This is a genomic window from Methanosphaera sp. DEW79 (assembly GCF_003266085.1).
In the GTDB taxonomy this organism is placed as follows: Archaea; Methanobacteriota; Methanobacteria; order Methanobacteriales; family Methanobacteriaceae; genus Methanosphaera; species Methanosphaera stadtmanae.
The window spans coordinates 17,478-33,172 of the sequence record NZ_MUZW01000004.1 but is presented as its reverse complement, the minus strand read 5'-3'; the positions used below and the strand labels follow the sequence as shown (position 1 = coordinate 33,172).

15 protein-coding genes are annotated in these 15,695 nt (G+C 26.6%); 12 read left to right on the top strand and 3 right to left on the bottom strand.

The features are described 5' to 3' along the window. Positions 1 to 7 precede the first annotated feature (7 nt). Complete coding sequence (locus BZ132_RS00405; protein ID WP_011405687.1) at positions 8 to 1,027, bottom strand: hypothetical protein; 1,020 nt, start codon at positions 1,025 to 1,027, stop codon at positions 8 to 10. Between the two features lie 120 nt (positions 1,028 to 1,147). Here BZ132_RS00405 and BZ132_RS00400 point away from each other — a divergent pair, with 120 nt between their 5' ends. The 7 genes from BZ132_RS00400 to BZ132_RS00370 all read left to right on the top strand — a co-directional run bounded on the left by BZ132_RS00400 (position 1,148) and on the right by BZ132_RS00370 (position 7,968). Then, on the top strand, positions 1,148 to 1,576 hold the full coding sequence (locus tag BZ132_RS00400; RefSeq protein WP_112149248.1) for a DUF1616 domain-containing protein: 429 nt from the start codon (positions 1,148 to 1,150) through the stop codon (positions 1,574 to 1,576). A 121-nt stretch (positions 1,577 to 1,697) separates the two neighbouring features. Continuing rightward, positions 1,698 to 2,645 carry a GDP-mannose 4,6-dehydratase gene (locus BZ132_RS00395; protein WP_286940073.1) on the top strand — a complete coding sequence of 316 codons (948 nt, stop codon included), beginning with the start codon at positions 1,698 to 1,700 and terminating at the stop codon, positions 2,643 to 2,645. Between the two features lie 44 nt (positions 2,646 to 2,689). Continuing rightward, on the top strand, positions 2,690 to 3,988 hold the full coding sequence (locus BZ132_RS00390; protein ID WP_011405684.1) for a flippase: 1,299 nt from the start codon (positions 2,690 to 2,692) through the stop codon (positions 3,986 to 3,988). Between the two features lie 22 nt (positions 3,989 to 4,010). Further along, positions 4,011 to 5,192: a UDP-galactopyranose mutase gene (gene glf, locus BZ132_RS00385; RefSeq protein ID WP_286940071.1), complete on the top strand. Its 1,182-nt coding sequence runs from the start codon at positions 4,011 to 4,013 to the stop codon at positions 5,190 to 5,192. Between the two features lie 152 nt (positions 5,193 to 5,344). Beyond that, positions 5,345 to 5,797 (top strand): acyltransferase, encoded by a 453-nt coding sequence (locus BZ132_RS00380; protein ID WP_220084896.1) that lies wholly within the window; start codon positions 5,345 to 5,347, stop codon positions 5,795 to 5,797. Positions 5,798 to 5,806: 9 nt separating this feature from the next. After that, complete coding sequence (locus BZ132_RS00375; protein WP_011405681.1) at positions 5,807 to 7,261, top strand: flippase; 1,455 nt, start codon at positions 5,807 to 5,809, stop codon at positions 7,259 to 7,261. A gap of 2 nt (positions 7,262 to 7,263) precedes the next feature. Further along, the gene (locus BZ132_RS00370; RefSeq protein WP_286940070.1) at positions 7,264 to 7,968 is read left to right on the top strand and encodes a glycosyltransferase family A protein; all 705 of its coding nucleotides are present in this window, start codon (positions 7,264 to 7,266) and stop codon (positions 7,966 to 7,968) included. Here BZ132_RS00370 and BZ132_RS00365 read toward each other — a convergent pair. Beyond that, positions 7,965 to 8,702 carry an ArsR family transcriptional regulator gene (locus BZ132_RS00365; RefSeq protein WP_286940069.1) on the bottom strand — a complete coding sequence of 246 codons (738 nt, stop codon included), beginning with the start codon at positions 8,700 to 8,702 and terminating at the stop codon, positions 7,965 to 7,967. The genes BZ132_RS00370 and BZ132_RS00365 overlap by 4 nt on opposite strands. A gap of 265 nt (positions 8,703 to 8,967) precedes the next feature. Here BZ132_RS00365 and BZ132_RS00360 point away from each other — a divergent pair, with 265 nt between their 5' ends. Further along, on the top strand, positions 8,968 to 9,978 hold the full coding sequence (locus BZ132_RS00360; protein ID WP_048059665.1) for a phosphorylcholine transferase LicD: 1,011 nt from the start codon (positions 8,968 to 8,970) through the stop codon (positions 9,976 to 9,978). A 6-nt stretch (positions 9,979 to 9,984) separates the two neighbouring features. On the opposite strand, the gene BZ132_RS00355 is transcribed toward BZ132_RS00360, so the two are convergent. Then, positions 9,985 to 10,602 (bottom strand): bifunctional 2-polyprenyl-6-hydroxyphenol methylase/3-demethylubiquinol 3-O-methyltransferase UbiG, encoded by a 618-nt coding sequence (locus BZ132_RS00355; RefSeq protein ID WP_112149243.1) that lies wholly within the window; start codon positions 10,600 to 10,602, stop codon positions 9,985 to 9,987. 388 nt (positions 10,603 to 10,990) lie between these two features. Here BZ132_RS00355 and BZ132_RS00350 point away from each other — a divergent pair, with 388 nt between their 5' ends. The 4 genes from BZ132_RS00350 to BZ132_RS00335 are packed head-to-tail and all read left to right on the top strand — an operon-like array spanning position 10,991 to position 15,623. Beyond that, a complete protein-coding gene (locus BZ132_RS00350) occupies positions 10,991 to 11,986 on the top strand; it encodes an NAD-dependent epimerase/dehydratase family protein (protein ID WP_011405676.1) in 996 nt (331 codons plus the stop codon). Between the two features lie 46 nt (positions 11,987 to 12,032). Further along, a complete protein-coding gene (locus BZ132_RS00345; RefSeq protein ID WP_011405675.1) occupies positions 12,033 to 13,259 on the top strand; it encodes a glycosyltransferase in 1,227 nt (408 codons plus the stop codon). 28 nt (positions 13,260 to 13,287) lie between these two features. Further along, positions 13,288 to 14,421 carry a glycosyltransferase family 4 protein gene (locus tag BZ132_RS00340; protein ID WP_011405674.1) on the top strand — a complete coding sequence of 378 codons (1,134 nt, stop codon included), beginning with the start codon at positions 13,288 to 13,290 and terminating at the stop codon, positions 14,419 to 14,421. Positions 14,422 to 14,432: 11 nt separating this feature from the next. Further along, on the top strand, positions 14,433 to 15,623 hold the full coding sequence (locus tag BZ132_RS00335) for a glycosyltransferase family 4 protein (protein WP_011405673.1): 1,191 nt from the start codon (positions 14,433 to 14,435) through the stop codon (positions 15,621 to 15,623). Positions 15,624 to 15,695 lie beyond the last annotated feature (72 nt).

Below are 15,695 nucleotides of genomic sequence, written 5' to 3'. Positions count from 1 at the left end.
TTATTACCTATCCTAAATTTCCTATATTTTTTCCTCGTACTTTATCACGTACAACTTTTGTCATATTATTTAGAGTTTCTTTATTATCATTAGTTACTATGTCTATAGATGGCTTATTAACTAATAATTGCTGTGTTATTTCTATATTATCTGAACAATTTAATATTGTTTCAAGAGATTCATTATTATAATCATTGATAAAATCATAAACTGCTGATTTACCTTTTTTATTAAATATATCTGCAATAACTGCTAATATTAAGTTGTTAGTTGAAGCTATTGATATTGAAGCAGATTCAATTGAATGAATATTACCATTAAATGAGATACTTAATCCTCCATTATCCCTTGCATATTCTAATGCTTCCTTATCTGTTATACTATCTCCACTATACATTAAATTTTCAGGTTTATAATTGTTTTTATCAATAATATCTAGTATTGCATCACGTTTACCTATTCCACCAACAGGTTTTACTGATTCAATAAGATTGTTTATTTCCATCTTTGAGATAACATTTGTAAAAATCCTATGAATATTTTCAAAACTTGAATCAAATAAGATATTATCATGAATATCAAGTAATTTATCTTGTTCTTCCTGATTTAAATCATATTTATCCAATTGTAAATTTGTTGAATAAGTATTTTCATAAATAAATCCAGTTTTATCAGATAAAGCTTTAATATATTGATTATAGCTTGTACTTACAATATAACATGGCATGATACTTTGAATATATTTTATCATATTATAAGCACCATCTATCATGAAAATATTATCTTCTGAAAATTCAATAAGATCTTTTTCAGTTAAGCCATATGCCTTAAAAAAGGGCAATATTAGTTTTAATGTACTTCCAGCTAGATATCCTTCAGTATTTTCTTCTACAAGCATGTCATCATAATTACTAAGTATACTAAAGAAATGACCTCCTTCTGGAATAAAAAAATCAGATATTTCATATGCATTATCATTAATTGATAATGGTCCTTCACAGTCTGTTACATAAAATTTATCATTCATTAGTATAAACTCCTCATTTATATTATGAAAAGATTTTTCTTTATTTTATATAATTATCTATATAAAAAGATACATATTAAATTATAATTACATAGTCAAATTATAATTAATAGGTGGAGTATGAAATTATTAGATAAAATTATAAAAGGCATTCTTATCATTGCACTTATCATTGCTATGATATCAGTTATATATCTAGTTGTAATTCATAATCCTGGTGAAGACTATACAGAATTTTATATTCTTGACCATAATAATAACACAACAGATTATCCTACTAATATGAGCCAGTATTCTATTGGAAAGATAAATATTGGTATTAAAAACCAAGAACATACTGATATGAATTACACTGTAAAGGTTAAAACAAATCATACCTTACTTGCCTCATATAATAAGACATTAAAGGATAATGAGGAAACTATAACACCATATTATATCTACAGTACAACAGAAATTGGTATGCATGAATTAAATATTGAATTATATAAAGGAAATATTACACAGCCCTATAGAACCTTGAAACTCAGATATAATGTGACTAAATAAACTTAAAAATATTATCATCTGTGTATAAATGTATAGATAATTAATAGAATTATGAAAATATATTACATAGAAATTAAAAATACTAAATAATCTAATTAAAAAAAATAAAGGAGGAGACATAATGGAAGATTTAAGATGTGTTGTTACTGGAGGTGCAGGTTTTATTGGATCTCATATTACTGAAACATTACTTGAAAATAATGTTTCAAAAGTAACAATCATTGATAATATGACAACAGGTAATATAGAAAATCTAAAAAATCTAGACCATGATAGAATTGAACTAGTTTGTGGAGATATTAGAACTCTAGATATGAAGCCAATACTTGAGAATCATGACTATCTATTCCATGAAGCTGCACTTATTAGTGTATTTGAAAGTATTGAACAACCAAAAGCAACTAACAAAACAAACATAGACGGTTCATTCAATGTATTACAAGCAGCATATGAGTCAAATATTAAAAAAGTAATTTCTGCATCATCTGCTGCAGTATATGGTGAAACAGAAGTCTTACCTAATGTAGAAACATTACCTCTTCAACCATTATCTCCCTATGCTGTTTCAAAAGCACTGCTTGAATTATATTCATATACATTCACACAAACATATCATCTACCAACAGCATGTCTAAGATATTTCAATGTATTTGGACCAAGACAAAAGGCAGATTCTCCTTATAGTGGAGTTATACCTAAATTTATCAGTGCCCTCTTAAACAATGAAACTCCAGTAATTTATGGGGATGGAGAACAAACAAGAGACTTCATTTATGTTAAAAATATTGCAAAGGCAAATTATGAAGTAGCAATTAATGATGTAACTGGCGTATTTAATATTGCTCATGGAAAGACCACAACTATTAATGAATTACTTGAAATTATATGTGAAATAATGGGATATGATTGTAATCCAAAATATTTACCACAGAAAGCTGGAGACATTAGAGATTCTGTTGCTGATATTAGTAAAGCTGAGGAAACCTTTGGATTTAAAAGTGAACATGACTTTAAAAAAGAATTAAAAGAAACTATTAACTATTATGTTAATAAATTCAATGAAGAATAAGTTTAATTCTTTATTTTTTCTATTTTAATAAGAAGAGGATTTGTATGTTGAAATTAAAAAATATTTTTAAAAGTAAGGAATATAAAAGAATCCTCGAAAATATGATTTCATTAACAGGATTACAATTTGCTAGTTATATTCTCCCATTAATTACTCTTCCATACTTAACATTAGTACTTGGACCTGAAAAATTCGGCCTAACACAGTATGCTATTTCTCTTATTACATATTTTCAATTCTTCACAGATTATGGATTTAATTTATCTGCAACTAGAGAATTAGCTATATGTAGAGATGACAATCAGAAGATTTCCCAGATTTTTAGTTCTGTAATGTTTATAAAGCTGTGTTTATGTATTTTAAGTTTTATAATATTACTACTAATTGTGATGTTCATTCCCAAATTTAATGAAGATAGTTATGTTTATATCTTAACCTTTGGAATGGTTATTGGATATATGTTATTTCCAACATGGCTATTTCAAGGACTTGAATATATGAGATACACCAGTATTCTTAATATTATAGGAAAAATAGTGTTCACAGTACTTATATTTATATTCATACACGATACAACAGATTATATGCTAGTTCCATTAATTAATTCACTGGGATATATTTTAGTTGGAATTCTTGGAATATACATAGCACTTACAAAGTTCAATATAAAAATAACCATACCCTCAATAAGAGATATTAAATATCATTTAAGAGAAGGATGGTATGTGTTTATTTCAACAATAGCAATAAATATGTACACAACAACAAACACATTCCTATTAGGTCTTCTTACAAACAACACCCTTGTTGGTTACTATAGTATTGCTGAAAAAATAATACTTGCAGTAAATGGATTGTTAAATCCAATATCACAAGCATTATACCCCTTCATAAGTCGTACAGTTAAAACAGATGATAAAACTAGAAGTATAGAATTTATACGTAAAATAACAAAAATAATGACCTTAGTTGGAATAGTCTTATCTGCAGGATTATTTATATTTGCAAAACCAATAATATTACTATTATTTGGACAATCTTATGTTAATTCAGTAATTATACTTCAAATAATATCAATTGTTCCACTTGCAGTATCATTAAGTACTGTTTTTGGTGTTGAAACTATGCTAACATTCAATTATAAAAAAGCATTCACATCTATTGTGATGATTGGAGGAATAATTGATATTGTACTTGGAATAATACTTATAACATTAATGAAAGAGATAGGAATAGCAATATCATTTGCAACAACAGAGATATTCATAACAATTGCTATGTTTATATTCCTACAAAGAAAAGGAATTAAAATAATAAATAGAAATCATACAAAATTAAGTTAAAAATAGAATAGGAGGAATTTACTTGGAATATGATTATATAATAGTAGGTGCAGGTATTACAGGAATTACTGCTGCAGAACAATTAGCTAATGTTTATGATAAAAAAGTACTTTTAATTGATAAAAATGATCATATTGGAGGAAATTGCTATGATTACTATGATGAATCTGGTATTTTAGTACATAAATATGGTCCACATATCTTTCACACAAATAATGAAGAAGTTTATTCTTATTTATCATTATTTACAACATGGAATGTGTATAATCATAAATTAGTATGTAATATTAATAATACAGTTATACCAGTACCATTTAACTTAATAAGTATTGATAAGACTATGCAAGATGATAATCAGAAAATAACTACAGCACTGCTTACAGAATATATTGTAAATGACACATTACCTTTAGATAAACTTAAAGAATCAAAAAATCCTGATATACAAAAACTAGTTAGTTATGTTAATGAGAACATATACACACCATATGTTAAGAAAATCTATGGAGTAGATCCAGAGAAAATATGTGAAGTTGATGGTGTTAATATTAATATCACCATATCATATGATTGTAGATATTATCAAGATAAATACCAAGCAGTACCCTCAAATGGATATACTTCCATGTTTGAAAATATGCTCTCTAATCATAACATCAACATACTACTCGAACATGATTATAACGATATAATTTCTATTGACTTAGAAAACAAAAAAGTATACTTTAATGATGAAGAATATACTGGTCAATTGATTTTTACTGGTATGATTGATGAGTTTTTCAATTATTGTTATGGAAAACTTCCATATAGATCAATTGTATATATGAATGAAACAGTTGATCAAATACATTTTCAGGAAAATGCTTCAATAATCTATCCAAATGATTATCATTTCACTGAAATTACTGAATATAAGTACATTACAGGACAACATGCAAGAAATACCACCATACAATTTGCATTTCCAACAGATTATAATCCAAAATATGATGAAACTAACATTCCATACTATCCCATAATAACAGAGGAGAACATGGAATTATTTAGAAAATATGAAAAATTAACTGAAAAATTCCCTCAAATAACATTTATGGGAAGATTATGTAACTATAAACATTTGAATATGGATGAAGCTGTGCAGAATGTTCATGATGTACTTTTTAGACAATTAAAACATGAAATAGACGAGGAATATATTTGAATTTAAAAGAAATACTTAAAAAAAAAGTTGAAGAAGATCCTGATTCATTTATTTCAAAGAGAATATTTCAAATATTTAGAGTACTTCATGATCTTAATATTTACTTCATATATATTACAGGTAACATACCCTCACATAGATTTAGAGAATTCATGTATCGTAATATATTTAAGGTAAAGCTATCAAAAAATTCAATAATCTACTGGAAATGTAGATTTTTCAGACCCTCCAATGTTCATATAAATGATAATACTATTATTGGAGATAATGCATTTCTTGATGGTCGTGGTGGATTATATATTGGATGTAATGTTAATATTGCAGGAAATTTTAAAGTATATACAATGGAACATGATATAACAAGTCCTACCTTTGAAAGTACAAGTGATTCTGTTTATATTGATGATTATGTTTATATTGGAACGAATGTTATGATTATGCCAGGAGTACATATTCATGAAGGAGCAGTAATTGCATCAGGAGCAGTTGTTACAAAGGACGTACCTTCATGGTGTATGTATGGTGGAGTTCCTGCAAAATATATTAAGGACAGACCTGTTGTTAAGTATACGTTAAATACTAAGATAAAGGATTTATTTAGATAAGTGATAGTTATGAGTACTATTAGAACATTAGTTAAAAATACAAGTGTATTATTCCTATCCCAGATGATAGGATATGTTCTTGCTTTTTTATATACATTATACTCTGCAAGATATCTTGGAACTACTAATTTTGGTATAATTTCATTTGCTACTGCAATTTCTGGATTATTTGCTATTTTCACAGATTTAGGTCTCTCAACACTCACTATTCGTGAGGTTGCACGGGATAAAACTAAGACATATGAATATCTTGGTAATCATGGTATGATAAAGTTAATACTTTCAATAATAACCATGATTGGTCTTGTATTATTTGTTAATATTGGAGTATTTAATGAAACAACAAAGTTAGTTGTTTATATTATTGGTTCTTCAGTGATTATTGATGCTTTTAGTGGAACATTCACTTCCATGTTTCGTGCATATGAACAGATGGAATATCAATCTATTGCAGAGATTATTAACTCTGTAACAATGTTTATTGGAGTATTATTCTGTGTATTTACTAAACAGTCTGTTATTGGAGTAGCATCAATCTATTTAATATCAACAGTACTAGTTTTAATATATAACTTTGCAATGTGTACTAAAAACTATGGATTAATACATTTTCAAGTTAATTTAAAACTATGGAAGTATCTAATATACACGGCATTTCCTCTTGCAATAACAAGTATCTTTGCTCTAATATCATTTAAAATGAATACCATACTTCTTAATATACTAACAACAAGTGCACATGTAGGTGAGTATACTGCTGCATTTAATTTAATGCAAGCATTGATTTTCATACCCACAGTATATTCAACTGCAATACTACCAATATTTTCAAAATTTTATGTTAATAGGCCAGACATGCTTGAATATTCATATAAAAAGTCATTGAAGTATTTAACAATATTAAGTGTACCTATTTCCATGGGAACAATGGTGTTATCCAAAAAAATCATCTTGTTTATGTATGGAAGTGCATATATAAATACTATTCCAGTACTTGAATTGATTATATGGGCCCTACCTGCAATATTCCTTAGTTATATTCTTGGAACAAGTATTGCATCTATCAATAAACAACATGAAACTGTAAAGGCAACATTCATATGTTTACTCTTTAGTACAATAGGAAATTTCATACTAATAAAGTTATTTGACAGTACTGGAGCTGCCATGATTACAGTTATTAATGAAGTTAGTATGGTGTTATTCTACATGTATATCATGCATAAATATGGATATAGTGTACCACTAAGAAGTATACTTCTAAAACCATTTATTGCAAGTGTAGTTATGGGTGGAGTAATATACCTACTAGATTTAGACTTATTTGTAAGTATAGGTGTTGGAATTATAGTCTACTTTACAACAATTCTCCTTATTAAAACATTTAATGAGGATGACTGGAACATATTTAAACAATTACTACCACAGAAAGTTCTTAAATACATAGAAAATAGGATGGAATAATTATGATGAGTATAGTCTGTGTATATAATAACAAAACTATATTAGAAGAATATTTACTTAAAAGTCTTAAAAAACAAACCTCAAAGTATGAATTGATACTTGTTGATAATAGAAAAAACAAGTACAGTAGTGCTGCAAATGCACTAAATCATGGTGCAAGAAAAGCACATGGTAATTACATTGTATTTGCCCATCAAGACATTTATTTTTCCCAAAATTCCTGGTTAGATCGTACTGAAAAATGTCTATCTACCCTTAATAATATTGGAATTGTAGGAGTTGCTGGTAAAACTACAGATAGTCTTGTTAGAAGTAATATAAAACAAGGAATAATTCCTGTAGATGTAACACCCTATAAACTAGAAAAAGTAGAATTAGCATCCACTCTTGATGAATGTTTATTTATAATACCAAGGAATGTATTTAAAAAATATGAATTAAATGAAAAAATATGTCCTGATTGGCATTTATATTGTGTTGATTATGTTTATACTATAAAAAATAAGAAATACAATGCATATCTTATCCCCACAGAATTAGAACATCGTTCTAAGGGTGCATCTATGTCAGAAGGATATTATGATACTCTACCTAATCTTCAAAAAAAATACATGAAAGAAAAGATAATTCGAACATGTATGGGTGACTGGTTTACATTCATACCAGTTAGTATTCAAAGAAAAATAAAGAAGTATAAACAATACTAGTAATCTACTGTAAATGTACAACAATCATCATATTTTGAAGTACATTCTACTTCTTCTACTGAAACTTCTCTGTTGAAATGTGATTCAAAAATACTTTTTAATATTCCCTTTGTAACATTACATGTTGAAATATTATATTGTAGTTTAAAACACTCATGACACCCATTATTTTTTAAAATTAAAGGTTCAAAACTACTTATTTTAAGTTGACCTAAATCTAATTCATTGAATTTATCTTTTACTAATTCTGTTAATTGTTCAAGAGTCTCATATTCAAATTGTGAATAAAGATGTTCACCAATTCTTTGACCTGTTGCTACTTCTAATGGTTCTATTTGTAAACCATGAATTAATAATATTGATTTGAATTGCCTAAATAATTCCATATATAATTGTGATTTAGATGTTATTTGTGATTCTATTTCTGGTAATTTATATATAATTTTATCAGGACATATTTCTCCAATATAATCTGCATATATGTAGAATAATTTACTTCTTCTATCTAATGGATGAGATTTAAAACTTATAATTCCTTCATCAATAAGATTTTTTAGATGTACAGATATTGTTGATTTGGATTTTCCTGTTTGTTTAACTATTTCTATTTCACTTACTTGACCATCTAATATGTTAAGTATTTGAATTTTTATAGGACTATCTACAATTTTAATTCCTTTAGTTGTAGCATAAATCTTAATTTTTGTGTTGTTAAACTTATTTATAGGCATCATAATAATTTTTATGTATTGAAACTAATATAAATGTTATTCTAGTATATAGTTTCTTATTACACATTTTATATGAAAAATGGAATTTTATTAAATAATATTTTAAAGAAAGAATAGAATATTTTTCATTATTATAATAATTAACATATTTTTTTCCCATGAGAAAGAATATAATAAGTATAAATAAGAAGTATAATTTTTTTTAATATTGAAGAAAGATATATAAATATAATAATTTTTCAAAAAAAAGATATAGGAAGTTTATATTATGGTGTTTGTGTTATCAAAATTATATCAGATGTTACCTGAAACTATAAAAAATCATCCAAAGATGATTGAATTAGTTCAGAAATTTAACAACAACAATAAATTTAGGGAAATAGAATCACATTATAGAATGCTAGATTTAATATTCAGTAGTTGTGATATTAAGGCAACAGGTACCATGAGACAGATACAATTGTTATCATTAGAATTACTTAGATTATTTGATAACATATGTCAAAAATATGAATTAAAATATTGGCTAGATTATGGAACATTACTTGGAGCCATACGTCATGGTGGATTCATTCCATGGGATGATGATATAGATATTGGAATGTTAAGAGAAGATTATAATAAATTAGTCGACGTATTTCCAAAAGAAATAGAAAAGATTGATGGATTAAGTGATAAAATAATAATATCAAAATTAACAAAACCACAAGATACCACAAATTACAATGAATTAGACCAACTTAATAGTCATACATTCATATTATTTTTCCAATGTGCATTTAAAAAACCATTTGTACATTTTGATGTATTTCCAAAGGATTATATCGAAGATTGTGGTCTAACTCCCGATAGAAATGATAAACAGACAGAATTACAAGTTGAACTTAGAAATAACATTATTAATGGTACTTGGACATTTGATGAAGGATTAGCTATACAAAATAAGAAGATGAAATTCACAACAGATAAAACATCCCATATTTCTGATGCTATTGATGGATTACATAACAATATACACAATAGAATCTATAAAACTGATTATGTTTTTCCATTAAATAAAATAGTATTTGAGGATTATGAATTTTCATGTCCTAATGATTATGAAGAATATCTTCCACTAATATATGGCCCTGAATACATGCATATTCCACATATTGCCCTTGATCATAATACAACAGGATTTGTAAAAGGTCAATATAATAACATAAAAAAAGATATGGATTATGGATTTGAAGAATCAATAGCATACTTAAAAAGAATTAATGATGAATTTAATTGAAATTCATTACTCTTTTTTAGCAACAATACGTATTAACATTGGATCATCATCTTTATAAACAGATAATCCTTGACTTTCTAATTGATAAATAACATTCAATCCACTTTTTTCTAATTTATTTACTGTTTCTTCAAAATCCAAGTATCTACGATAATGTGTTGTTACATTTTCAGTATTACTAATTCTCTCACCCTTAGAAAACATTGGATCATTAATACTACGTACTTCTAAAAAAAACAGGCCCTTATTATTTAATTGAGAACTTATCCATTTAATTACTCTGTATTCTGCTTCTTCATTAATAGAATGTAGAGTAAAACGTGAATATATATAATCATATGTATTATCTAGATTTAAATTTGTGAAATCATCAGCCTTAAATTCAAGATTATATAAGCTATATTTATGATTTAAGTAATCCATTTCTGTTTCTACTTGATCTACTGCAGTTACGCGTACACCATTGTTTGCAAAAAAAACACTGTCTCTACCATTTCCACATCCTAATTCTATAAGTGATTTACCTGGACGTAGAAAACCACTAGTAAACTTTGCAAATGTTGAGGGATCTACTGGATTTGGATTTTTTTTATAGTACTCTTCCCAATAATATTTATCATTCATAAGTAGTTATATGAAAATTATTTTATTTAAAATATTTTATTAAATAAACAAATTCCTAAAAATAAGTTAACACTAGAAAATTTATTTTAAGATATAAAATACTAAAAAATAAAGTATCCTTAATTATATAGTTTTACTTAGATATTTCTGTTATTTAATGTATCTTCCTTAAATAGCAAATATAAATACAACAATATTCTTTATCATCATAATACTTTAAAAACAACAGAAAAAAAAGTTATATTAAGCTTAAATCTTTATAAAAAATACAATACTATTGAAACTACTTTTTTAAAACTTAAATAAAATAAAAAAGATATATAAATTTAATGTTAATATAAGTAATATATTACTATTTTTTTAAGGAAATATAAGGAGAAATAATATAATGGATGTTGCTAGCGCTTATGAAGGAAAAACAATACTTGTTACAGGGGGAGCAGGTTGTGTTGGAAGTAATTTAACTAAAAAACTTGCACAATTTAATCCTAAAAAGATAATTATTTTAGATAATTTATCTTCTGCATACACATGGAATATACCTAAAGATGATTCTATTGAATTTATTGAAGGAGACATATGTGATGATCAAGTTTTAAAATGGGTATTTAAACAGAAGCCAGACTTTGTTTTCCATTTAGCAGCACATTTTGCAAATCAAAATTCTGTTGATAAACCTGAACTAGATTTAAAAGTAAATGGTTTAGGTATTCTAAAAGTATTAGAATATGCACAATTAACTGGTGTTGAAAGATTTGTATACTCCAGTAGTGGTTGTGGTGTTTATGGTTTAGATTCTAAAATGCCATTTGAAGAACATGATATTAGTATTAGTCTACATACACCATATCAGGTTACTAAATTATTAGGAGAATTATATACTAATTATTTCCATAACCTATATGATCTACCTATTGCTAATGCAAGATTTTTCAATGTATTTGGTCCTGGAGAAGTTCCTGGAAAATATAGAAATGTTATTCCAAACTTCATGTATTGGGCTATGAATAAACAAGCATTACCTATTACTGGTAATGGTAGTGAAACTCGTGACTGGACATATGTTGATGATATAATTCAAGGTCTTACAAGACTTGGTGTTGTTGATAAGGCTATTGGTGAATCTATAAATCTTGGTTCTGGTAAAGATCACAGAGTTATTGACATGGCAAACAAAGTCAATGAATTATGTGATAATGAAGCTGGAATTGAATATAAAGAACGTAGAGATTGGGATGCTAAAAATAAACTCTTATCATCCATAGATAAGGCTAAAAAAATATTAAAATACAACCCTGTTCATACATTTGAGGAAGGTCTTGAAAATACCCATGAATGGTTTGTAAATAACTGGGATAACATACAAAAAAGTGCAGAATTTTAATTAAATTTGATTGATATGGAATAGAACTAAAAGAGGTGAAATAGTTATGAGAATATTAGTTGTACAAGAATCAGATTGGATAAAAAGAAATCCACACCAACAACATCATTTAATGGAATTATTAGGTCTTAGAGGACATGAGATTAGGGTAATTGATTATGAAGTTGACTGGAAAATTGATGATGATTCAAATCAAGGATATAAAAGTCCTAGAAAAGTCTTTAAAAAGTATAAAAAGGTTTATAATACAGATAATATCACTGTAATTAGACCACCTCTTGTTAGAGTTCCTATTCTTAACTACCTTTCCATACTTCACTATCATAAAAAGGAAATAAAACGTCAAATAAAAGAATTTAATCCAGATATTATAGTTGCATTTGGTATTTTAAATGCTAATATTGCATCACGACTTGCCAAAAAATATAATATACCGTTTGTATACTACTTTATTGATGTTTTACATCAATTAATTCCTGAAAAGAAATTTAGATCATTGGGTAAACTAATAACTAAAAATACCATTAGTAAGGCCTCATATGTTCTTACTATTAATCGTAAACTTCATGAAGCTGCAATTGATTTAGGTGCTAATCCACATAAAATGGCTATTATTGGTGCTGGAATCAATTTAAAACAATTCAACTTTAAAAAGCATAATGGTTATAAAATTAGGAAATATTATCGTATAGATAACGATGACATTGTGTTGTTTTTCATGGGATTTTTATATGATTTTGCTGGACTTAAAGAATTAGCAATAGAATTAGGTAAAAATAAACAGAAGTATCCTAATATTAAATTGTTAATTGTTGGCGATGGAGATGCCTATGAAACATTGAAATTAATCCAACATAAGTATAAATTAGAAGATCAAATGATTCTTACAGGACGTCAAAAATATAAAATCATGCCTGATTTAATTGGTGCCAGTGATATTTGTATTCTTCCTGCATACAAGGATGAAATTATAATGCAGGACATTGTTCCTATAAAATTATATGAATACATGGCTATGAAAAAGCCTGTTATTGCCACTAGACTTCCAGGTCTTGTTGCTGAATTTGGAGATAAGAATGGTCTTATTTATATTAATAAACCTGAGGAAGTTCTAACAGTAGCTACTATGCAACTTAAGAATAAGCGTGATATTGCAAATACTGGTTCTTTAGGTTATAATTTTGTTAAAGAAAACGATTGGAGTAAACTTACAATTGAATTTGAAGGTATTTTAGAAAATTTAGTTCTTGATTTATTATTAAAAGATATTTAATTATCTTATTATTTTTAAGTGATTTATTATGAATATATTACAAGTTATTCCCTATTTTGCATTTAAAAGAGGAGGAGATGTGAATGTATGTTATAATCTCTCTAAACAATTAACAAGTATGGGCCATAATGTTACTATTTTAACTACTACTTTTGAGTATAATAAGGAAGATACTGATTTAGTAGATAATCTTACAATGGTACCTATTGATTATGAATTTAATTTAGCATTGTTTATTTATTCTCCTAAAATGAAAAAATGGCTTGATAAAAACATAACAAAATATGATATTATTCATTTACATGAACTTAGAAGTTATCAAAACAACATAGTTATAAAATATGCTAAGAAGTATAACATTCCATATGTACTCCAACCCCATAACTCAACTCCAAAACATGTAACAAAAACATTAATAAAACATATATACGATATTTTCTATGGAAATAACATAATACAAAATGCTACAACAACAATTGCAGTATCAAAAGAAGAAGCACAATATGATAAACAAATGAAAGCACATGATGTTCGAGTAATCTACAATGGAATGAATACAAAGGACTATGAAAATCTACCAGAAGATGGAACATACAAAGATAAACACATACATTCGCCATACATACTCTATTTTGGAAGATTAGATAAATTAAAAGGAATTGAAAACATAATAAAAGCATTTTCATTACTTCCAGAACGATATGATGAATATAAACTAGTAATTGCAGGAAAAAGTACACCATACAAAGAAAGATTAGAAAAAATTATAGAAACAAGAAATATAGAAGAAAAAGTTATATTCACAGGATTTATTAAAGAAGAGGATAAAATAAGCATATATCATGATGCAGATGTATTTGTTAATCCAGTTGAATATATGGGTGGTGTTGCAATAACAGTATTCGAATCAATACTTGCAGGAACTCCTGTTGTTGTTACAAAAGAATCTGGAGAATTAATAGATATTATGAATGCTGGAATTACAGTTGAATATGGTAACATAAATCAATTAAAATATGCTATTATAGAAACTATTGAAAATAAGCCACTTGCAAAAAAACATGTTCTTAATGGACAGGCATATATTCATAAAAATCTTAAATGGACCAGTGTTGCAAATAAAATATTGAAAGTATATGAAGATGCTCTAAATAAAGAATAAAGAGGACTATTATGACAAAAATACTGTTAATATGCCATGATATACCCTCCCTGAGTGTAGGTGCAACACTACCTATATATCATTTAATAAAACAATTGGGAAGTAAACATGAAATCCATTTAATATCATTTGATTCTGAAAAATATTCTCTAGATTCTATTAAAGATAAGTTATCTACAACCAATACCCTAAAAATACCAGAATATCATTCACTTAAAAACCAACTCAAATACACACTTAAAAATATGATTTGTCTTGATAACTTAAAAACACACAGTTTTCTAAATTATTATTATAAAAGTAGTATGAGTCATTTAATAAATAGAAAAGTGGACGCAGAAAACTTTGATATTGTAATTACTGATATGCCAATGGCTTTCTATGCTAAAAATATTAAAATTCCAAAGATAGTATATGCATTTGATGCTGTTTCAAACTACAATTATAACATGTATAAAAAGGCAGATACTCTCTTTAGTCGTATTTACTGGTATCTTAACTACTATAAAATTCACAGATATGAAAGAATATATAATCTATTTGATTCATGCATAGTTGTAAATAAGAAGGATAAAACTTTATTAGAAAGAGATGTTGATATTTCAATAAATGTTATTCCAAATGGTGTTGATACAAATTTCTTTAAAAACAAAAATCAAACAAGAAGTAAACTAGTATTTCTAGGAGATATGAGTACACCACCAAATAATGATGCAGTAAAATACTTCGTAGATAATATTTATCCACTTGTCCTAGAAAAAAGGGATGTTGAATTTATTATTGTTGGACGAAATCCCTCTGATTATATTAAATCATTAGATAAAAATCCTCATATTACAGTTACAGGTTCAGTTGATGATGTTAGAGAATATCTTAAATATGGAATTATATTCATCACACCAATGATATCAGGTACAGGAATTAAAAATAAGATTCTTGAAGCTATGAGTATGAACCTGCCAGTTATATCAACATCAAAGGGAATTAGTGGAATTTGTGCAGTAGATAATAGGGATTATTTAAATGCAGATAATGAAATAGAATTTAATGATGCAATTATCAAATTATTAGATAATAAGAAATTATATAAATACATTGCAGATAATGGTCATGCTCTTGTTGAGAAGAAATATTCATGGACTACTTCAATGAATAAATTAGATGATATAATCACTAAAATAGTAGAGAATAAGAAGTCTTAGATGTTATTACAATATAACCTTTTGATATTATATATTAGTAATAACAAATAATTATAATAATAGATCATAAGT